The 19,795-nt window shown below is 58.8% G+C and carries 16 protein-coding genes; 7 read left to right on the top strand and 9 right to left on the bottom strand.

What is annotated here, in order from left to right; all coding sequences use genetic code 11:
• Window positions 1-78 precede the first annotated feature (78 nt).
• From B8783_RS04550 to B8783_RS04560, 3 genes are read right to left on the bottom strand one after another with little or no spacing between them, the layout of a single operon-like run.
• A complete protein-coding gene (locus tag B8783_RS04550; protein ID WP_084418599.1) occupies window positions 79-1,095 on the bottom strand; it encodes an ABC transporter ATP-binding protein in 1,017 nt (338 codons plus the stop codon).
• Window positions 1,092-2,714 carry an ABC transporter permease gene (locus tag B8783_RS04555; RefSeq protein WP_084418600.1) on the bottom strand — a complete coding sequence of 541 codons (1,623 nt, stop codon included), beginning with the start codon at window positions 2,712-2,714 and terminating at the stop codon, window positions 1,092-1,094. Before B8783_RS04555 ends, B8783_RS04550 begins: the two co-directional genes overlap by 4 nt.
• A gap of 17 nt (window positions 2,715-2,731) precedes the next feature.
• On the bottom strand, window positions 2,732-3,844 hold the full coding sequence (locus tag B8783_RS04560) for an extracellular solute-binding protein (RefSeq protein WP_084418601.1): 1,113 nt from the start codon (window positions 3,842-3,844) through the stop codon (window positions 2,732-2,734).
• Window positions 3,845-3,979: 135 nt separating this feature from the next.
• Here B8783_RS04560 and B8783_RS04565 point away from each other — a divergent pair, with 135 nt between their 5' ends.
• Entirely contained in the window at window positions 3,980-5,080 is a 1,101-nt protein-coding gene (locus B8783_RS04565; RefSeq protein ID WP_084418602.1) for an FAD-dependent oxidoreductase, read from the top strand.
• Window positions 5,081-5,138: 58 nt separating this feature from the next.
• The gene (locus tag B8783_RS04570) at window positions 5,139-6,311 is read left to right on the top strand and encodes an acyl-CoA dehydrogenase family protein (RefSeq protein WP_084418603.1); all 1,173 of its coding nucleotides are present in this window, start codon (window positions 5,139-5,141) and stop codon (window positions 6,309-6,311) included.
• A gap of 4 nt (window positions 6,312-6,315) precedes the next feature.
• Here B8783_RS04570 and B8783_RS04575 read toward each other — a convergent pair whose 3' ends face one another.
• Both B8783_RS04575 and B8783_RS04580 read right to left on the bottom strand, forming a co-directional pair.
• Window positions 6,316-6,957 carry a hypothetical protein gene (locus B8783_RS04575; protein WP_084418604.1) on the bottom strand — a complete coding sequence of 214 codons (642 nt, stop codon included), beginning with the start codon at window positions 6,955-6,957 and terminating at the stop codon, window positions 6,316-6,318.
• A 147-nt stretch (window positions 6,958-7,104) separates the two neighbouring features.
• Window positions 7,105-7,539 (bottom strand): PaaI family thioesterase, encoded by a 435-nt coding sequence (locus B8783_RS04580; RefSeq protein WP_084418605.1) that lies wholly within the window; start codon window positions 7,537-7,539, stop codon window positions 7,105-7,107.
• Between the two features lie 126 nt (window positions 7,540-7,665).
• Between B8783_RS04580 and B8783_RS04585 the strand changes: the two genes are divergently transcribed.
• Genes B8783_RS04585 through B8783_RS04595 form a run of 3 tightly spaced genes read left to right on the top strand, consistent with a single transcriptional unit; the run spans window position 7,666 to window position 10,387 of the window.
• Entirely contained in the window at window positions 7,666-8,826 is a 1,161-nt protein-coding gene (locus B8783_RS04585; RefSeq protein WP_084418606.1) for an acyl-CoA dehydrogenase family protein, read from the top strand.
• 41 nt (window positions 8,827-8,867) lie between these two features.
• Window positions 8,868-10,103, top strand: coding sequence for a serine hydrolase domain-containing protein (locus B8783_RS04590; protein WP_084418607.1), 1,236 nt, complete (start codon window positions 8,868-8,870; stop codon window positions 10,101-10,103).
• Window positions 10,100-10,387 (top strand): DUF3253 domain-containing protein, encoded by a 288-nt coding sequence (locus tag B8783_RS04595; RefSeq protein WP_233355673.1) that lies wholly within the window; start codon window positions 10,100-10,102, stop codon window positions 10,385-10,387. Before B8783_RS04590 ends, B8783_RS04595 begins: the two co-directional genes overlap by 4 nt.
• Before the next feature lie 8 nt (window positions 10,388-10,395).
• Here the strand turns inward: B8783_RS04595 and B8783_RS04600 are convergent, their stop codons facing one another.
• Window positions 10,396-11,187, bottom strand: coding sequence for an enoyl-CoA hydratase/isomerase (locus tag B8783_RS04600; protein ID WP_084418608.1), 792 nt, complete (start codon window positions 11,185-11,187; stop codon window positions 10,396-10,398).
• A 138-nt stretch (window positions 11,188-11,325) separates the two neighbouring features.
• Between B8783_RS04600 and B8783_RS04605 the strand changes: the two genes are divergently transcribed.
• On the top strand, window positions 11,326-12,762 hold the full coding sequence (locus tag B8783_RS04605; protein WP_139792246.1) for a coniferyl aldehyde dehydrogenase: 1,437 nt from the start codon (window positions 11,326-11,328) through the stop codon (window positions 12,760-12,762).
• A 5-nt stretch (window positions 12,763-12,767) separates the two neighbouring features.
• Here the strand turns inward: B8783_RS04605 and B8783_RS04610 are convergent, their stop codons facing one another.
• A complete protein-coding gene (locus tag B8783_RS04610; RefSeq protein WP_084418609.1) occupies window positions 12,768-14,741 on the bottom strand; it encodes an alpha/beta hydrolase family protein in 1,974 nt (657 codons plus the stop codon).
• Between the two features lie 194 nt (window positions 14,742-14,935).
• Between B8783_RS04610 and B8783_RS04615 the strand changes: the two genes are divergently transcribed.
• Window positions 14,936-16,042 (top strand): sensor histidine kinase, encoded by a 1,107-nt coding sequence (locus B8783_RS04615; protein ID WP_084418610.1) that lies wholly within the window; start codon window positions 14,936-14,938, stop codon window positions 16,040-16,042.
• A gap of 64 nt (window positions 16,043-16,106) precedes the next feature.
• On the opposite strand, the gene B8783_RS04620 is transcribed toward B8783_RS04615, so the two are convergent.
• Both B8783_RS04620 and B8783_RS04625 read right to left on the bottom strand, forming a co-directional pair.
• Complete coding sequence (locus B8783_RS04620) at window positions 16,107-18,062, bottom strand: alpha/beta hydrolase family protein (RefSeq protein ID WP_139792247.1); 1,956 nt, start codon at window positions 18,060-18,062, stop codon at window positions 16,107-16,109.
• A gap of 154 nt (window positions 18,063-18,216) precedes the next feature.
• Window positions 18,217-19,785: a DEAD/DEAH box helicase gene (locus B8783_RS04625; protein WP_084418612.1), complete on the bottom strand. Its 1,569-nt coding sequence runs from the start codon at window positions 19,783-19,785 to the stop codon at window positions 18,217-18,219.
• Window positions 19,786-19,795: the final 10 nt, after the last annotated feature.

Here is a 19,795-nt window from a genome sequence, read left to right on the forward strand (position 1 = left end):
CGCCTGACGTTGCAAGCTTTCAGCCTAGGTAAAAATTATGGCGTTGGCGAGGCCACAGGCCATCTGCCACATGAAATCTCAGACAGACTCTGACGGCTGCTCGAAGACAAATTCCGGCGAAAGGGATACCCGGACGGTATCTCCGGGGGCCGGGCAGAAAGCCCCCAGCGCAAGGGCTTTCAGCGTGTCGCCATTGCCAAGATCAAGCAGGATCTCGATCAGCGAGGAGGTCCGTTGGGCCGATTTCACGGTCAGGCTGACCGCCCCGGCATTATCCAGGCGGACAGCTTCCGGGCGCATGTAATAGGTATCGGCTTGCGGAAGTATGGCTTGCCAGGCTTCTGGCAAACTCGTCCGACGGACCGAGTGCAGCGGGCCGAGTGCGCGGGCGACAGAGAGGTTTGCCGGCTTAAGATAAAGCGTTTCCGGCTCAGCCTCCTGCAGGATCACGCCATCCTTCATGACGGCGATCCGATCTGCGTCCCGCATGGCTTCGGCGGCATCATGGCTGACGAGCAGCGCCGGAATGCCGGCCTCGGCGACAGCGGCCAGAGCGGTACGGCGAACTTCTGACTTGAGTGTCACGTCGAGCCCGGAAAACGGTTCATCCATCAGGATCGCGACCGGCTTTGCCGCCAAAGCGCGGGCAATCGAAACGCGCTGTTGTTCGCCGCCGGATAGCTCATGCGGATAGGCTTTGATGCGATGAGACAGACCCATCCGCTCCAGCCATTCGGCTGACGTGCGGCGTTTTTCGCTCCGCGACTGACGGGCCAGTCCGAAACTGACATTGTCGATGGCGCTTAGATGAGGGAAGAGCGCGAAATCCTGAAAGATCAGGCCGATCTTGCGGGACTCGGCCGGCAGGTGCACCGATTGCGATGATACGATTGTATCGCCATGCGAGATCTCACCGCTGTCGACATGCTCAAGCCCGGCAAAAAGACGCAACAAGGTCGATTTGCCAGCACCAGACGCCCCTAGAAGCGCGGTAATTTTGCCCGGCTGCAGGGTCAGCGAAGCGCTATCGACGACAGCTCGCCCATCATAGCGGCGCGTGACGTTGCGCGCGTGAAGAGGTTGAAGTTCGCTCATCCGGCTGCCCTTGATTGACCCGCACGGGTAAGCTGTACGGAAAGAAGAATGACCGGCCCGAGACCTGCCAGCGTGATCAGAAGTGAAGGCAGGGTGGCGGCTGCCAGCCGCTCATCGCTTGCATAGGCGTGCGCCTGCACCGCCAGCGTGTCCCAGTTGAACGGCCGCAGCATCAGTGTTGCCGGCAGCTCCTTCAGCATCTCGACAAAGAGGATAATCGACGCCGCAGCCGCGCCGGACATCGCCACGGGAAGATCAACCCGCAACAGACGGCCAAGCCGGTTCGCGCCGAGGCTACGTGCAGCATTGCCGAGGCTGGCCGGGGCGCGTGAGAAGGCCGCGCTGAGCGGTTCGGCGCCTGCGGCTGTGAACCGGCTTGCATAGATCCACACCAGAAAAATAAGCGCGGCAGGCCCCGCCACGGAGAAGCCGGTCCAGGACAGGATGAACAGCGCGCCGAGCGCCAGCACGATCCCGGGCGCGGCATAACCAGCCCCGGCCGCCAGCCGTCCAACGATCTGGCTGAACCGGTTCTGACGCGCGCCGATCACGACAGCGATAGCGAGCACAAACGCGGTTACCGAGCCGGCAAAGGCGAGGATCAGCGAATTGATAAGTGGCCGGATGATCTGGCCATTTCCAACGCCCGTCTCGGCGCTGACCCAGAGCAACCGTCCGATCGGGATGAGGAATGTCAGCGTGAGCACGGCAAGGCAGCCTGCTGGTACCAGCCAGCGCGCCTTCCCCTGAAGCGTCTGCCGCCGCGGCGTGCGCCAGCGGGTTGCTGTCTGCTGAATACCGCTACGCCCACGTACGGAGCGTTCGATGAACTGCAAACTGAACGCGATAATAATCAGCAGGAATGCCAGGCGGGCGGCGACGGCCGGCTCAGAAAAGCTGTGCCAGGCGCGGAAGATGCCGACGCTGAGGGTCTGGACACCAAGATAGCTCGCGGCGCCATAATCGGCAGCCGTCTCCATAAGCGCGAGTGCCAGTCCTGCAAAAATAGCCGGGCGAGCGGCAGGCAGGGCCACATCCAGAAACAGGCGGCGCGGCGATGCACCGAGGCTGCGCGCGGCTTCCATTGTGCAGAGCGAAAGATTGGTGAAGGCAGCTCGAGCGGTGAGATAGGCGTAGGGGAACAGCGCACAGGCCATCACAAATGAGAGGCCCGGCACGGAATAGAGGCTGGGAAACCAGTAGTCGCGCGCCGACCATCCGGTCACGTCCCGCAACATGGACTGGAGCGGTCCAGCGACATCCGCGAAGTCAGCCCATGCATAGGAGATGACAAAACCGGGGGCCGCCAGCGGCAGGATCAAGGCCCACTCAAAGATGTTGCGCCCGGGAAAGTCGAACAGGCTGACGAACCAGGCGGTCGGCACCGCGAAGAGCAGGATGAAAACAGCCGTCAGGAAAATAACGCCCAGCGTTGTCAGCGTGTATCCGAGCAGCTGGGTCGAGACGATATGTGACCACGCCTCTCCGCCGCCCCCAATCGCGCCTGTGAAAAGCGCAACCGCCACAGGTGCCCCGATCACGCAGGCAGCCGCCAGCGTTATCAACGCAATGGGGTTGAGCCGCTTCAGTCCGGCGAGGGGGGCGGTAGAAAGCTGCATGGTGGCAGGCGCTTGGCCTAGTTCCAACCGGCCGCGTCGAAGATGCGCTGCGCTTCGGCCTGACGCTCGCCAAATGTATTGAGCGGTGTCTCGCTGTCCGCGACCTCTGGGATCGCATCCAGACCTTCCGGCCAGGTCGCGCCTTCTGCCACCGGTATTTCCTTGGTCTCGTCAACGAGAAGACCCTGGCCCTGTTCGGTCAGCAGGAATTCGATAAATTCGAGCGCTTCATCAACATTGGTTGCATTCGCCGCCAGCGCCGCGCCCGTTATGTTGACGTGCATGCGTCCGCCATCGCCGAAGCCGGGGAAAATCAGACGCGTCGAATCTGCCGCTTCGCGCGCTGAGTTGGCACCGCTCTGCGCCATGCGAACCCAGTAATAGTGATTGGTCACAGCAACGCTGCAAAGGCCAGCGGCCACCGCTTCGATCTGGTCTGTATCGCCGCCCTGTGGGCTGCGAGCCATATTCGCGACGACGCCTTTCGCCCAGGCCTCGGCCTCTTCGGGGCCCCAGCGCTCAATCATTTCGGCCATCAGCGACAGATTGTAGATATTGGTGGACGAGCGCACGCAGATCTCACCTTTGAGGGATGGATCGGCGAGGTCCTTCCACTCATCGACCTGATCTGGCGAGATGCGTTCCGGGTCATAGGCAACACCGCGAACACGGCGGGCGAGGCCGACATATTGGCGGTCTGGTTCCAGCAGGCGCTCAGGAATGCGGCCTTCAAACTCGCCGGATGGCAGGGCTTGGGTCAGGCCAGCATCTTCAAACCGCCAGAGGGCGCCAGCATCGGATGCAATGATAAGGTCCGCCGGGCTGTTTTCGCCTTCGGCTTTCATCGTCTCAAGCAACTGGTTTGCACCTGCTTCACGGAAGAGAACACGGATGCCCGTCTTTTTCTCGAACGCATCATACATGAACTTGTCCGAATCATAGTGACGCGCGGAATAAATCCGCAGCGTCGCATCTGACTTTGGCGGCGTCGCATCGCCGGTCTCAACAGACGCGGGCGAGCCGTCAGAACCGGTATTCGCCGGGTCGGCGCCGTCAGATGCGGATGGACTACAGGCGACCAGCATTCCTGCCAGCGCAAAACACGAAAATTTTCTGAATGATCTGAGCATAGCCACGCTTAATCACAAATGAGAAGCAATCGCAACTAGGGCAGACAGAGTGTCTCACCCTCAACTGCCGAACTTCGTCGCAGGCACGTGAAATCCGGTTGTGCATGCGGGGTCTTGCCGCCAGATAGGGAGACGATGAGCCAGACGACTTCAAACCGGCCGCGCACAAGCGCACACATCGCCATCGCGGGAGCGGGCGTTATCGGGCTCTCATGCGCATTCGAACTGATATCGCGTGGCCATTCAGTCACCCTGTTTGATCCTGCGGAGCCGTCCAACTCAACCAGTTGGGCCGCCGCCGGGATGATCGCCCCAGCCTACGAACTGATGCTGCAGGGTGAGCAGGAAGATGAGGCGCTGTCTGAGCTCTGCTTCGAAAGCGCCGCGCTCTGGCAGGATTTTGCCCGGCGCGTACAGGCGGTTTCTGGCGTGCCCGTCGGTTACAATCGGACTCCAACGCTCGCACTTGCGACCAGCCCCGCTGCAGTTGAGCGGCTGGAGAGGTTGAAAGAGCGGCTCAGCGCTTCAGGGCATGCGCTATCATTGCTGAAATCATCTCGTCTCACGGCCGAATATGGCCTGTCCGATAAGGTCAGGCTCGCGCTTTGCCTGCCGGATGATCACCAGGTCGACAATCGGCGCTTGCTGGGCGCGCTGCGCGAAGCTGTTACCGGTGCGGGCGGGCGATTCGTTCAGGCCGCCGTGGACAGTGAAAGCGATATCGAAGCGGCCTGTCCCGAGACAGGCTTCGACGCAATCGTCTGGGCAAGGGGCGTGAAAGAGTTCGGTGTGACCGGCCGCGTCAAAGGCCAGGCCCTTGCGCTTCAGCCTGTCGCGGGCGCGCCAAGACAGGTTCTTCGGTACGGCTCTGGCTATATCGTGCCAAAGCCTGACCGGATCGTGATTGGCGCGACAAGCGAAGCTGATTTTTCCAGCGAGGGCGTCACACCTGCCATCACAGACGGCCTGCTGGCTGATGCGCTCGATATTTGTCCGGCGCTTGTCGGCGCACCCGTGATGGAGCGTTGGGCCGGTTTCAGGCCAAAAGGCCCGACGGAGAGACCCGTGATCGGCGCTTATACATCTTATGAGTTCATTGCGTCGGCCCATTACAGGAACGGCGTTCTGCTCGCGCCTGTCACGGCAAAACTCATTGCCGATCAGGTTGAGGGGCTTAGCTTACAGGCCGAATGGACGACCTTTGCGCCGAGCAATGGTTTGTCCGCATCGGCTTGACGCTGGAATTAAGTGTACGAGGCAGATAGAGAACATCGCCTCAGGAGGAGAATTCACCATGCATTCAATCGGTCAGATGACGGAAGACCAGCTTGCCATCAAGGACGCCGTCGAGCGGACCTGTAGCCAGTTCGATGACGAATACTGGCTGAAGACGGATGAGACGGGCGACTGGCCGGAAGCGTTCTGCGATGCGATGGCGCAAGGCGGCTGGCTTGGCGTGGCGTTTCCAGAAGAATATGGCGGCGCGGGCCTTGGCCTCACCGAAGCCGCGCTTGTCATGCAGACGGTGACCCGCTCCGGCGCGGGCTTTTCAGGCGCCTCAGCGATCCACCTCAACATCTTCGGCCCCAAGCCGCTCGAAAAGTTTGGCAATGCTGAGCAGAAGCGCGAGAACCTGCCGAAAATCATCTCCGGCGAGGAGAAGATGTGCTTCGCTGTGACCGAGCCGAATTCAGGCCTCGACACATCCAGCCTCGAGACCAAGGCCGAGCGCACGAATAACGGCTACACCATCAATGGCCGCAAGATCTGGACGACGGGTGCCCAGCGCGCCGACAAGATCCTGATCATCGCGCGCACCACACCAAAGGATCAGTGCGCCAAGCCGTATCTTGGCCTGTCGCTCTTCTACACCGACCTCGACCCGAACAAGATCGATCGCAAGCCAATCCCGAAAATGGGCCGCAAAGCGGTCGAGTGTAACATGCTCTATATCGACGGCCTCGAAGTGCCGAAGGAGCATCTGATTGGCGAAGAAGGCGAGGGCTTCAAATACCTGCTTCAGGGCCTCAACCCGGAACGCGTGCTGTTTGCGGTCGAATCGGTTGGTCTAGGCTTTGCTGCGCTTGAGCGGGCGACCAATTATGCGAATGAGCGCGTCGTCTTCGGACGTCCCATCGGTCAGAACCAGGGCATTCAGCATCCGCTGGCCAAGAGCTGGGCAGAGCTGAAAGCCGCCGAACTGCTCGCCTACAAAGCGGCCGGTCTCTATGACGCGGGCGCCGATTGCGGCGCTGAAGCCAACGCCGCGAAATATCTCGGTACCGAAGCTGGCTTCTCCGCCTGTGAGACAGCCGTGCTGACGCATGGTGGCATGGGCTACGCCAAGGAGTATCATGTCGAGCGTTACATGCGCGAAGCCATGCTGGCTCGTATCGCACCGGTTAGCCGCGAGATGATCCTCAACTTCATCGCAGAGCGCGTACTCGGCCTGCCGAAGAGCTATTAGGCGCTCACTTCACGCCGCAGGACTGATTCACGTCGAAATGCGCCGTGATGTCGGCGGCTTCGTCGGTCCCGAAGCGCTTGACATGGCCCTGCAGCGTACCGGCCATTCGGCGCTCGCGGCTGGTCGCAATATGGGTCTCCAGCGTCAGCGTGACGCCGTCTGCTCCCATGAAGCGGCGCGCAACGCGCGCCGGCGAATCCTCCGGCAGGTTCGGCGGGCGCTCCACGCCATTGTCCCATTGCAGCGCCTGAAGAGGGAACACGCCGGTTTCACCGGGCGCAACGACGGCTTTCGTCGTGAAGCCGACGGCGAACCAGCGGGATTCTGTCATGTCGCCGCGATGGAAAGAGAGGCCGATCTGAGACTCTCCATTGCACCCGCCCGCCGGGATCAGTTCCTCCGGGCTGGGCACCGGATTGGATAATTCGGCGCCTGTGGCCTCGAACGAGAATGCATTGATCGGACCGGAGGCCGTGTCGGCTTTGGCGGCCTCGCCCCTATCTGCAAGGGTCGATGTATTGGCAGGGCGCTCGTCGGCGCTGGTCTTGGCTTCATTCTCCGGTCCGGCAGATCCGCCGCAGGCCGTGAGCAGGCCAAAGGCCGCTATGCTGGCCACTTGTACCGTGGTCTTCCAGTATTGTCCCATGTGTCAACGTCTCCTGATGCGCCGCGTCGGACCGGCTATTCAGCAGAGTAAACGGGGTGTTCCGGCGAACTCCGCCAGATTGCGGCCTACATCTTGTCGACGCCTTCCATCAGTTCGAAGACTTCGTCGCGGTTGTTTGTGCGTGGCCTATGCCGGTCTTATCGGCCGGCGCATGATCGTGCCCGAAAAGTTCAGGCAGGGCTTGCCGTCGCCTGTGATCAGGCCGCGCACGAAGATGATGGAGCGTCCCGCGCGAAGCACTTCGCCGCGCGCCTCGATATAGGCGCCTTCGGGCGGGCCAGACAGGAACTCGGAATTGAACGCGACTGTAAGGCCGTATTCGTCTTGGATGTGCTCATGCGCGATCGCAAAGAGCGCATAGTCGGCGAACGCCATCAGGCAGCCGCCGTGAACCACACCGCCGGCATTCATATGTTTGCGAGCTGCCCTGAACGCCGCCACAGGCCCTTCTTCATCGACCTTGAAATAGAAGGGGCCGGCCGACTCATACTCAAATGGCTCTGTCGGCCATGTGCGCCAGCCGGCAAACTCGCCCGTCTCGACAATTGTGGGTTGTGTCATGTCAGTCCTTCAGGAAATCTGTCTCAAATACAGGCTGCGGCGATGCGGCGGTCACGTCCAGTCTTGCGCTTCGACTTTTTTCCCACCAAAGCGTATGCTGAAAACAGATAATGATAGGAGGCTCTCATGGCATTCGATGCCGAAATCCGTCAGGCGTTGATCGAACAGGTCCGCCGCTTTGTGACCGAGAAATGTATCCCACTGGAAAACCAGGTCGGTGAAACAGACGAAGTGCCACAGGAAATCGTCGATGAGATGAAACAGCTTGGTCTTTTCGGGCTTGCCGTACCGGAAGACTTTGGCGGCCTCGGCCTCGACATGGAAACCGAATGCCTCGTTGCTTTTGAGCTTGGCCGCACGTCTCCGGCCTTCCGGTCGGTCGCCGGTACGAATATTGGCATTGGCAGCCAGGCGCTTGTCCTCTTCGGGACCGATGAGCAGAAGGAAAAGTGGCTGCCGGGCATCGCCTCGGGCGATCTGGTCTCCAGCTTCGCGCTGACCGAGCCGGGCGCAGGCTCCGACGCCGGTAGCCTGACGACAAAAGCCATTCGCGACGGCGATCACTACGTCCTCAACGGAACCAAGCGCTACATCACCAATGCCAACAAGGCTGACCTGTTCACCGTCATGGCGCGCACGGCGCCGGACGTGAAAGGCCCCAAAGGTGTGTCGGCCTTTGTCGTTGAACGCGACACGCCTGGCGTCAGCGTTGGCCAGCCTGAGAAGAAGATGGGCCAGCAGGGCGCACATGTCTGTGACGTGATCTTTGAAGACGCCCGCGTGCCTGTCGACAATCTCATCGGCAATGAGGGCGAAGGCTTCAAGGTCGCGATGAGCGTGCTCGACAAGGGCCGCCTACACATCTCAGCCGTCGCGACGGGCATGTCAGAGCGCCTGATCAAGGAAATGGTCGCCTATGCCAGTGAGCGGGTGCAGGGCGGCAAACCGATTATCGACCATCAGCTGATCCAGGCGCTGCTTGCAGACAGCCAGGCTGAAACCTATGCCGCAAAATGCATGATCCTGGATGCCGCAAAGAAGCGGGATGCTGGTGAGAATGTGACGCTGTTGGCCTCATCTGCCAAACTGTTCTCAACTGAAGCCAATGGCCGGGTCGCCGACCGCGCCGTGCAGGTCTTCGGCGGGGCAGGGTACATCACTGATTACGGGATCGAACGCTTTTATCGTGACGCGCGGATTTTCCGCCTTTACGAAGGCACGAGCCAGATTCAGCAGATCATCATTGCCCGAGAACTCAAGAAAAAGGGCGCTGCCGATCTGCTCTAGGCGAGTTCAACGGCAAATGGCGAGACGGACAAGAGGAAAGCATGACGATCCAGGACGATATTCAGGCATCAGATGTAGGTCTGAACCAAGAGCGGCTCGACAGGATCGCGACGTATTTCGCGAAGTCTTACCTCGATAGCGGAAAGCTGCCATGCATGGCGACCATGGTGTCGCGAAACGGCCAGATCGTCCATGAAGCCTATCGGGGACGCGACGAACTGGACGGCGGTGACCCGATAAATGCGGACACGATCTTCCGTATCTATTCAATGACCAAGCCGATCACATCCGTAGCCGCGATGATGTTGTTCGAGGAAGGGAAGATCCGCCTCGATCATCCGGTCAGCAGATACATTCCGGAATTTGCAGAGACCAAGGTCTGGGTGAAGGGGACAGCTGACTCATACGACACGCGTGATCCATTGCGGCCGATGGAAGTGCGCGATCTGTTCACGCACACCTCCGGCCTCACCTATGGCTTCCTCATGCAGCACGAGGTCGACGAGCTTTACCGCAAGGAAAAGATCGGTCGCCCTGACGAGACGCTTGAGGAAATGTGCGTGCGGCTGGCGAAACTGCCGCTCCTCTTTTCTCCAGGTACGCGCTGGAATTATAGCCATTCGATAGACGTCCTTGCCCGCGTCGTCGAAGTCGCATCCGGTCAGACGCTCGATGCGTTCTTCGAAGAACGTATCTTCGGGCCACTCGGCATGGTCGACACAGGGTTCTATGTCCCAGAGGAAAAATGGCCGCGCCTGATGGCGTGCTACGCCAGACACCCGGTGACCGGAAAAGTCGATCTGAGCGACGGCAAAGGCGCTGAGTCGCGCGCCTATCGGACGAAGCCGCCGCTGCTCAATGGCGGGGGCGGGCTGGTCTCGACCCTTCGCGACTATCACCGCTTCTGCCAGATGTTGCTGCACGGCGGCTCGCTCGATGGCACGCGCATCCTCAGCCCCAAGACGGTTGAATTCATGCGCATGAACCACCTGCCGGAGAACAAGTCGATCAAGCAGATGGGCGACAAGACCTTTTCCGAAGCGCGCATGGATGGCAATGGCTTCGGCCTTGGCGGCAGTGTGACGATCAACGTGGCTGAAACAATGTCCCCGGGCTCAATCGGTACGTTCAGCTGGGGCGGTCTCGCCAACACCTTCTTCTGGATCGACTATGAAGAAGAACTGATCGCCATTCAGGCTACGCAGATGATGCCATCGGGGTGCTATCCGATCCGGCCGCAATTCCAGCAGCTTGTCTACGCAGCCATAGACTGGTGAGCGAGCAGGAGAAACAGGGCTCCAAACCGCCAAAGAAAAAACCCGAAACGCTGGATGAGATCATCCTGCGGATGGTGGGTGCGTGCGAGCCAGGCAAGTCTGTGGACCCGTCTGCCGTCGCCAAGGCATTCCGTAGCGACAACTGGCAGGGCATGATGCGGGAAGTGCGCCTCAGGGCAATCTACCTCGCCAAGACCGGTCAGATTGCGATTTACCGCAAAGGAAAGCCGGCAGACCCCGATACGTTCAAAGGGGTCTACCGGCTTGGATTGCCGCAGGACTAAAGCCCCGCTTAGCTTTTCTTGAAATTCGCGGGACGCTTTTCGAGGAAGGCTTTCACGCCTTCTGCGAAATCAGGTGAGCGACCAGCCGTACGCTGGGCGTAGCGTTCTGCCTGAAGTTGGGTATCGAAATCATTGTCTTCGGCCTGCCAGACAAGGTCACGAATGATGGAAAGCGCCGTGGTTGGTCCATTCGCCAGCTGCTTGGCATAATTGGTCGCTTCCTCGAGCAGCTTGTCATCGGCGACGACACGGTTGACGAGGCCCCAGTCAAGCGCCTGCGACGCCGGGATCTTTTCACCGAAAAGGGTCATTTCCATTGCGCGGGCGCGGCCGATGGCGCGGGTCAGCAAATAGGTCGAGCCGCCATCCGGCACGAGGCCAATCCGGCGAAACGCCTGCAGGAAGTAGGCGCTCTCAGCGGCAACAATGAAGTCACCAGCCAGCGCGATCGAACAGCCAACGCCAGCTGCGGCGCCGTTCACAGCCGTGATGACAGGATGCGGGTGCATCCGGATCGACTTGATGAACGGGTTGTACACGCGGTCCAGCTCACGCCCTGCATCGGGCTTGCGGTCAGGCTGGTTCGCCCCGCCTGGGTTCGCCGACAGATTAGCGCCTGAGCAGAAGCCACGGCCGTTTGCCGTGATAATGGTGCAGCGCGCTTCATCGCCAGCCTTCTCCAGCGCGAGGCTCATTTCGTTGACCGTATCAACGCCGGCGGCGTTCATGGTTTTCGGGTCGTTGAATGTCAGGATCGCAATGTCGTCTTCGACGGCATAGGTGATTTTCTCAAAGCTCATTTGCTTGTTCCTCTTCAAGGTTTGGCCGTGACTTTATCGATTGGGGCAGGGCTGAAAACCGTGACGTGGCGGCAATGTTTGGTATCGCGCGAATATCCGCTATCCTCTACCGATAGAAAGATAAACTGGGAGGTTATCATGGCACTTGAAGGCGGCGGCGCAGGCGATCTCGGATCAATCCTCGCAAAACAGAAAGCAGCCCATCTTCGTGATGGTGCCCCCTCCGTTGAAAAACGCATCGACTGGCTGGACCGCTCGATCGATCTGCTGGTCACACATGGCAAGGCGCTGAATGAAGCGATGCGCGAGGACTTCGGTCACCGCTCCGTGGATCAGTCGGACTTTACCGATATTGTCGGCTCTATCGGGGCGCTCAAGCACGCGAAAAAGCATCTGAAGTCATGGATGAAGCCTGAAAAGCGCTCAACCGATTTCCCGCTCGGACTATTCGGCGCAAAGGCCCGGATCCAGTTTCAGCCAAAAGGCGTTGTCGGCGTCATCTCGCCGTGGAATTTTCCGGTCAATCTGACTTTCACGCCGCTGGCGGGCATTTTCGCGGCGGGCAACCGCGCCATGATCAAACCTTCAGAGTTCACCGAAGCGACATCAGAGCTGATGAAGAAGCTGCTCGGCGAATACTATTCCGAAGAAGAAGTCGCTGTTGTCACAGGTGGTCCGGATGTAGGCGCAGCCTTCTCGAAACTCGCCTTCGACCATCTGGTGTTCACCGGCGCGACGTCTATCGCGTATCATGTCATGCGTGCGGCGGCCGATAATCTGGTGCCGCTGACGCTGGAGCTGGGCGGCAAATCCCCAGTCATTCTTGGCGAGTCAGCCGACCTGGACAAGGCAGCCAAGCGCATCATGGCGGGCAAGACATTGAATGCCGGCCAGATCTGCCTCGCCCCAGATTATGCTTTTGTTCCAAAGGACAAGACGAAAGACTTCGTGCAGGCCGCCACGAAGGCCGTGGAGACCATGTTCCCGACCGGTCTGAAAGATAATGACGACTACACGTCCGTCATCAACCAGCGCCATTATGAGCGCCTCAACAGCTATCTCGACGATGCGCGCTCAAAAGGCGCCGAAGTGATCGAGCTCAACCCGGCGGGCGATAATTTCACCCAGCAGCCGCACCACAAGATGGCCCCGCATATCATCATCGACCCGACCGACGACATGAAGGTCATGCAGGACGAAATTTTCGGCCCAATCCTGCCGATCAAATCCTATTCGAAAACGCAGGATGCGGTTGACTATATCAACACCCATCCGCGCCCCCTCGGCCTCTATTACTTCGGCCAGGACGCCAGCGAGCGGGACCACGTGCTGAACAACACCACGTCTGGCGGTGTGACGGTCAATGATGTGATCTTCCACGTCGCCCAGGAAGACCTGCCCTTTGGCGGCGTCGGTCCATCAGGCATGGGCAGCTATCACGGCATCGACGGCTTCCGCGAGTTCAGCCACCGCAAGTCGGTCTACACGCAGGTCGGTGCAGATTTGCTGGCCATTGCCCGCCCGCCATATGGCGAGAAGTATCGCAAACTGGTCGCGGGCCGCCGCAAGAAATAGCTTTCTTACTCAGATGGCGATGTCTGCGATGCAGTTCCGATATGGCTTGCAACGAAGCTTTCGAGGGCGATCAGGGTTTGTAGCCGTGTCGTGCTGTCGCTCAGCCAGTGATCGCCGCCACGAAGCTTGATCAGTTCAACCGACTTGTCAGCACGCTTCAGGGCGCGCTCCATGTCTCGGCTTTGTTTGAACTCAACCACCGTGTCGTCTTCGCCATGGATTAGAAGGACGGGCGCCTTATAGGCATCAGCGTGCTCGACAGGGGATATCTCTGCGAGCATCTGTCGGTCTGCTTGATCGTTTGCGATAGCCCTTTCCCAATAGCTGACAACCCAGTGGCTACTGCCATGGCGAGACTTGGCTGTTTTGAGCATGTCATTCAGATCGGTGACTGGCGCGATCGCCGCGACGCAGGCGTAGAGGTCCGGTGTAAATGCGCCTCCTGCCAGTGCTGAATAGCCGCCATAGCTAGCACCGACGATACAGGCACGATCCGGATCTGCGTAACCGGCTGAAACCATAGCGAGCAGGCCATCGCTGACATCGTCCTGCATCTTACGGCCCCATTCTCCATTGCCAGCCTGTTCAAACGCGTCACCAAACCCGTCTGAGCCTCTGAAGTTGGGCTGGAGGACAAGATAGCCGCGATTGGCAAAGAATTGGGCGAGCCAATCGAAGTCGTACCGGTCATAGGCGGACGGGCCACCATGAGGCATGACGACGATAGGTAGCGCAGAACTGTCGGACAAATTGGTCTGTGGTGGTACGGTCAGGAGCGCTGGAATGGTCAGGCCGTCACGTGCGGTGTATTCAAAAGGGATCACGCGGCCGAGTGCGCTTTGTGGGATGTCGGCGCGGCTTGGCCCTAGTTTCAGCAGGCTGTTGGTGTTGTTATCGTGCAGAAGCCAATAATCGGTCTGGGATCCATCAAACACGCGATAGATGACCCGGCTGCGATCATCCGACCAGGACTCAATGCTGATCATTGCATCGGGCAAAATGCCGGAGACGTATGTATAGCTGCTATGCAGCGCGGGATCAGAAATTTCGTAACTCGGCCGAATGCCTGAATAGGTGACGCCAAGAAGATGCCGATTGATATCGGTGAGAACTCTTTCAATGTCGGCCCCGTCTTTTCGGAATAGCGCCGCTTCAGTCGTTCCATCAAAGCTCAACTTCGACAGCGTGGCAAAGCTGTCGAAATCTCCCTCCTGCGTTTCTCCAACGTAATAGACCGCGTCGTCATCAGCGCTCACTGCCAATATCGAAATTGGTATTTCAGGCGTGTTTTCAACTTCATAGAACGCGGTCCAACGGTTTCCGTTTAGCTTTTCAACCACGTATTTGTTGTCGGTATTGTCGTAATTTTCGCGAACAAGCGGGTCGCCTTCCGCATCGACGAACCAGTCAATTGTGCGCTGTCCGCCAATACCGTGTGTGTAGCCGCGGCCGTTATGCGCAGCCCTGAGAAGATTGTATGCGGGCTCGGCGCCTGGTTTGCCCACGAATGCAGGCATGAGCAGTTGACCATTGTCCAACCGGCCAACAATTTTTCCAAGCCCGCCTTGAGCAGGATAGAGTTCTTTTTCCCGCGAGAGGAGCTGCCGGCTGTCACCACTCTTGATGTCTATCGAAATCGCAGCGCTGAACTCCCATTCACCGCGAAAGCCCGGTAATTTGGTCGCTTCGGAGGCGCGAATAACGACATGCTCGTTGTCACTGAACTCGACCGAGTGTGCCTTCAAATGCGTTGCGTCGAACCCTTGGGTGATCTGGCCTGAAGCGATGTCGAAGATCCGGACTTGCACGCTTTCATCCAGGTTCTGGAGCAAGGCAATCTTCTGACCGCTAGGGGAAATTGTCGCTTGGGCCAGCGATGGCAGCTGGCCATAAGCCTCAATCGGGGGATTTACGGTCTGCGCTGTGGCAGGTGAGCCGATTGCGCACAGAATCAGTACGCCCAGAGCCAGTCTTCGCACGCCATTATCCTCCGAGCTTGCTTGAGAAATTTCGTACCGCCAAGGTTCCGGTCTATCAACCGCAAATACTGTGCGTGTGGCGGCCCGAAAGCGTGCGGATTTTCGGAGTCGACGTTAAAATCGATAAAAAACTCGCCTTTTCAGTATGTCTGCAATAGCTTCCGGCAAAGTTGACGCGGTTTGAAGGGGGCGAGATGTTAAACTCGCGAGAGAGGTTCCAACTCGTCGTTCTCGACCAGCTTGGCGAGGGTGTGATTGTCGCCGACGCTGACGGAAAGATCGTCACTGTCAATCGCGCCGCCGAGGAGATCCATGGCCGGGTCAAACTCGACGTACCGCCTGACGAGTACAGCGAGACGTATGAACTCCTCACCCTTGATGATGAGCCATATCCATCGACGCAATTGCCTCTCTCCAAAGCCGTGAACGAAGGCCTTACGGTGATTGATGCGCCATGGAAGATCAGACGACCGGACAAGAGTGTCGTGATCGCGGTCGGGACGGCCCGCCCCATCATCGATGATGACGGTGAGCAGATCGGCGCTGTGCTGACCATGCGGGACGAAACGCTGCGGTATCATGCCGAGCGGCAGCTGAAAGAGGCGCTCAGGGTCAAGGAAACGCTGCTGTACGAGGTCAATCACCGCGTTCGCAACAGCCTTCAGGTCGTGTCGTCCATCGTGTCGATGCACAGGCACTCGGTCCAGGATCCCGATGCCCTTGAAGCCCTGGAGAATGCCGGTCGCCGGATCGACGTGATTACCGCCACGCACCGTAGCCTTTATGAGCTTGGGACACATGACTGGGTCGACTGCACTTATCTACTGCCCGACCTCTGCAAGCAGATTGTCGAGACGTACCAGCAACAGACCCAGGTCTCGATCAATGTTGATGCTAGAGGAACCGTCATCCTTGGGGTCAGTCACGCTGTCTCGCTTTGTCTGGCTGTCACGGAACTCGTGACCAATGCCTGCAAGTACGCTTTTCCCGACCGGAAGACAGGTGAAATCCACTTGCTGCTCGATGCGACGGGCGATGATGTACACGTGCGTATTTCTGACGATGGTGTCGGCATGGATGAAGCGGCCGCCGGTGAGGCCCCGCAGGGCATTGGAACAATGATCGTGTCCGGGCTCGCTCACGGCATCGGTGCAGACATCGCCCGCGAAACCAGCGGCAGCGGCACCAGCTTCAGCATTCGCTTTCCGCGCCAGGCCGAGAGCCTGGATCAGGTACACAAGGCATTTGTACGCGACGTCGACCAGATCGAAGACCATTGGCAGCTTAACCGCCTCGCTTGACGCCCACACAATAAAAAAAGGCCGCCGGTGAGAGGCGGCCTTTCTTGAAGAGACTGGTCCGCAATCAGGGCGCACCGTCTCCGATCTGGCTCGAAACAAAAGTATCGAGCGCCTGAAGGGTTTGCAGCCGTGTCTCGCTATCGCGCAGCCAGTGATCTCCGCCTTTCAGCTTGATCATTTGCACCGGCTTGCCCGCACTATTCAGGGCACGTTCCATCTTCTGGCTCTGAGAAATCCCGACGACGGTATCATCCTCGCCGTGGATCAGCAGAACAGGCGCCGCAAAAGCTTCAGGATGCTTGGCTGGCGAGATTGCATCCAGCTTTTCGCGGCGTGAATCTCCGTCGGCCATCAGGCGTGCCCAATACGACACCGCCCAGTGATCGCGGCCACTTTCGCGTTGGGTATCGATCATCATGGCATTGAGGTCCGTTACTGGCGCAATCGCAGCGACACAGTCGTAGAGCTCCGGTGTAAATGCGCCGCCAGCCAGCGCTGCGTAGCCACCATAGCTGGCGCCCACGATGCAGACCCTGTCGGGATCTGCAAACCCACCTTCGGTCAGCGCGTTGACGCCGTCCGTGATGTCGTCCTGCATCTTGCCGCCCCACTCACCGGAACCTGCATCTGTGAAGCTGTAGCCGAAGCCTGTCGAGCCGCGAAAGTTCGGTTGCAAGACCATGTAGCCGCGATTGGCGAAATATTGCGACATCCAGTCAAAATCGAAGCTGTCATAGGCCTTGGGGCCGCCATGCGGCAGCACGATCAGCGGCAGATTCAGATCTGTGGTGAGCTGTTTGCCGGGCGGCAGCGTGACAACCGCCGGGATCGTCAGACCATCGCGCGAAGGATACTCAATCGTCGCGACCGGCCCGATCGCTTCCGGTGGAATGTCGTCACGCGCATAGCTCAATAGTTTATACGCGTTCGTCGCGGGCTCATGCGTCACCCAGTAATCGACGCGGAAACCGTCAAATACGCGGTAGAGAACTTTTGAGTAATCCTCGGACCAGGAATCAAGCGCCACCATGGCATTCGGGAACTGCGCTTTCACGGCCTCAAGGCTCTGGGTGAGTTCAGGCTTGAGCAATTCATAGCTCGGCAACATGCCTGAATAGCGAACGCCAACAAGATGCCGGTTCTTGTCGGTGATCACGTCATCGATATCCGCGCCTTCACGATAGTATTGCGACGGTTCAATTGAGCCATCGAGGTTCATCTTCGAAAGCGCGGTGTATCCGTCTTCTTCGTCCTGCGAGCTGATGAAATAGATGCCGGAATCGTCTGGCGCAACGGCAACAACGCTGATCGGAATCTCATCCGCCGTTTCCTCAAGTAGCGGTTCCCATCCTCGGCCTTCCCGGCGTTCAAGCAGATAATGATCATTGTCATTGTCATAATTCTCGCGGATGAGCAGCTTCCCGTCATTGTCGACGAACCAATCAATCGTGTCTTCAGTGCCAACCGCAAAGTCACGAACGCGGCCTGAAGCGATGTCGACGCGCATCAGGTCATAGTCTGGTTCCTGGCGGGATCTGGGGTCGCCGATAAAAGCGGGCATCAGCGCTTCGCCCGAATCAAGAATGCCAACGACTTTTCCGAGGCCGCTCTGCGATGGATAAAGGCGTTCCTCTCTCATCAGCATCTGATGAGAGCTGCCATCTTTCAGCGATAGAGAGACTGCACCAGAGTTTTCATACTGGCGACGGATACGCCAGCCTCGGGCCGCCATTGATGCACTGATCAGAAGATGGTCCTTGTCGCCAAACGAAACGTGGCTGGCCTTGAGGGCACTCACATCATATTTGGCCGTGATGCCGGCATTGTCCTCGAAGATAATAATCGCAGGGCTACCGCCAGCGCCGACAAGCAAGGCGACCCGCGAACCATCAGGGGACATTTCTGCGTCCATGACTGTTGGTAGTTTGCCATACGCTTCGATCGGTGGGGTCGCGGTTTCAGAATTTGCCTGGAATGCAAACGCGCTGACGGCCGCAAGGGCAGCTAGTCCTGGTCTCAATGTGATAATCCTCTTAACCTGAGGATTATGCTTCGCATCGCCGAAAGCTCCGCGCAACTCAAAATTAAGCGCGAAATCAATCCAGGTGTAAAATAGTCAATGAGCATGTTGTCAGTTCAACATGCTCATCAACCGCTTGATCTGGTCAGGTGAGCTAGCGCTTCAGAAAGTCCGGGACATCATTGCCAAACCCGCGAACGCCGTCACTGGCCGGTTCAAGATCACTCTTTGAGGAGGATTTGCCACGGGAGTCTGGTTTCTTGTTCCCACGTGTCCGTGAAGGCTTTTTAGGCGCGCTGTCATCGTTCTTGCTGGATGAAGAACGTGCAGATTGGTCGTCTCGCGCTTTTTTCGGCTTGGAGGCAGTTTCGGACTTTTCAGTCTTTGGTGCGTTCTGAGACGGTTCTGACTTTGCGTCGCTTCGATCATCGGAGTTCGATCCACCGCGACTGCGTGAGCGACCACCGCGCGAGCGTCCGCCGCCATCGCGGCTGCTGCCGCCGCTTCGGCCACCACGACCCCCGCTTCGGCTGGTGTCTGCTGGCAGGTTTTCGATTTCTTCGGCAAGGCCTTCGATTTCGAGTTCTTCAACGTCCTGCTTGATCATGCGCAGCACGCTGTCCCAGGATTTCTCGTCGCCAGGACAGACGATCGTAACGCTTTCGCCTTCGCGTCCGGCCCGGCCGGTCCGGCCAATGCGGTGGACATAGTCTTCGTCCTTCACCGGAGGTGAGTAGTTGAAGACGTGGCTAACGGCTGGCACGTCGAGGCCGCGGGCGGCGACATCGGATGCGACCAGCAGCTTCAGATCACCATCGCGGAACCGGTCCAGCGTCTGCGTGCGGTAGGCCTGCGGCAAATCGCCATGAATGGCGGCCGCATCGAAACCGTGCTTGTTCAGTGACTTGGTGACGATATCCACGTTCACCTTGCGATTACAGAAGACGATACCGTTCTGAACATCGCGCGCTTCGATGATGCGGCGCAGCGCCGTGCGTTTTGCTTTGTCATCCTTGCGCGACAGCGTGACCTTGTACTGCGTGATCGTGTCGGCCGTCTTGGCTTGTCGGGCGACCTCGATTTTCATCGGGTCTTTCTGGAAACGCTGGGCCAGCTTGTTGATCTCTGGCGGCATGGTCGCGGAGAAAAGCAGCGTCTGGCGGCGCGGTGGCAGCAAGGCGCAGATTTTCTCGATGTCCGGGATAAAGCCCATGTCGAGCATGCGGTCGGCTTCGTCGATGACGAGGATTTCAACGCCCGTCAGCAGGATTTTGCCACGCTCGAACTGGTCAATCAGACGGCCAGGCGTTGCGATGAGAACATCGACACCGCGCATCAGCTTTTGTTCCTGCTCCTTGAAGCTCACGCCGCCAATCAGAAGCGCCATGTTGAGTTTCAGGTGCTTGCCATACTTCTCGAAGTTCTCGGCAACCTGCGCTGCGAGTTCACGTGTTGGCGCGAGGATCATCGTGCGGGGCATGCGGGCGCGTGCGCGGCCGCGCTCAAGACGGTGGATCATTGGCAGGACGAAGGCGGCCGTCTTGCCGGTGCCTGTCTGTGCGATGCCGGTTACGTCACCGCCAAGCAGGACGTGTGGGATGGCCTTGGCCTGAATTGGCGTCGGCGAATCATAACCTGCTTCTTCGATAGCTTGCAGGAGTTCAGGACCGAGACCCAACGCGGCAAACGTTGTCTTCGGTGTTTCATTAGGGGTGTCAGTCAAACTTTATATC

This window comes from Henriciella litoralis, from assembly GCF_002088935.1.
Classification (GTDB): Bacteria; Pseudomonadota; Alphaproteobacteria; order Caulobacterales; family Hyphomonadaceae; genus Henriciella; species Henriciella litoralis.

What these genes read in the sequence shown, in the direction of transcription:
- B8783_RS04550 (WP_084418599.1), bottom strand. Translation starts at nt 1,095, where the DNA reads ATGAGCGAACTTCAACCTCTTCACGCGCGCAACGTCACGCGCCGCTAT.
- B8783_RS04555 (WP_084418600.1), bottom strand. Translation starts at nt 2,714, where the DNA reads ATGCAGCTTTCTACCGCCCCCCTCGCCGGACTGAAGCGGCTCAACCCC.
- B8783_RS04560 (WP_084418601.1), bottom strand. Translation starts at nt 3,844, where the DNA reads ATGCTCAGATCATTCAGAAAATTTTCGTGTTTTGCGCTGGCAGGAATG.
- B8783_RS04565 (WP_084418602.1), top strand. Translation starts at nt 3,980, where the DNA reads ATGAGCCAGACGACTTCAAACCGGCCGCGCACAAGCGCACACATCGCC.
- B8783_RS04570 (WP_084418603.1), top strand. Translation starts at nt 5,139, where the DNA reads ATGCATTCAATCGGTCAGATGACGGAAGACCAGCTTGCCATCAAGGAC.
- B8783_RS04575 (WP_084418604.1), bottom strand. Translation starts at nt 6,957, where the DNA reads ATGGGACAATACTGGAAGACCACGGTACAAGTGGCCAGCATAGCGGCC.
- B8783_RS04580 (WP_084418605.1), bottom strand. Translation starts at nt 7,539, where the DNA reads ATGACACAACCCACAATTGTCGAGACGGGCGAGTTTGCCGGCTGGCGC.
- B8783_RS04585 (WP_084418606.1), top strand. Translation starts at nt 7,666, where the DNA reads ATGGCATTCGATGCCGAAATCCGTCAGGCGTTGATCGAACAGGTCCGC.
- B8783_RS04590 (WP_084418607.1), top strand. Translation starts at nt 8,868, where the DNA reads ATGACGATCCAGGACGATATTCAGGCATCAGATGTAGGTCTGAACCAA.
- B8783_RS04600 (WP_084418608.1), bottom strand. Translation starts at nt 11,187, where the DNA reads ATGAGCTTTGAGAAAATCACCTATGCCGTCGAAGACGACATTGCGATC.
- B8783_RS04605 (WP_139792246.1), top strand. Translation starts at nt 11,326, where the DNA reads ATGGCACTTGAAGGCGGCGGCGCAGGCGATCTCGGATCAATCCTCGCA.
- B8783_RS04615 (WP_084418610.1), top strand. Translation starts at nt 14,936, where the DNA reads ATGTTAAACTCGCGAGAGAGGTTCCAACTCGTCGTTCTCGACCAGCTT.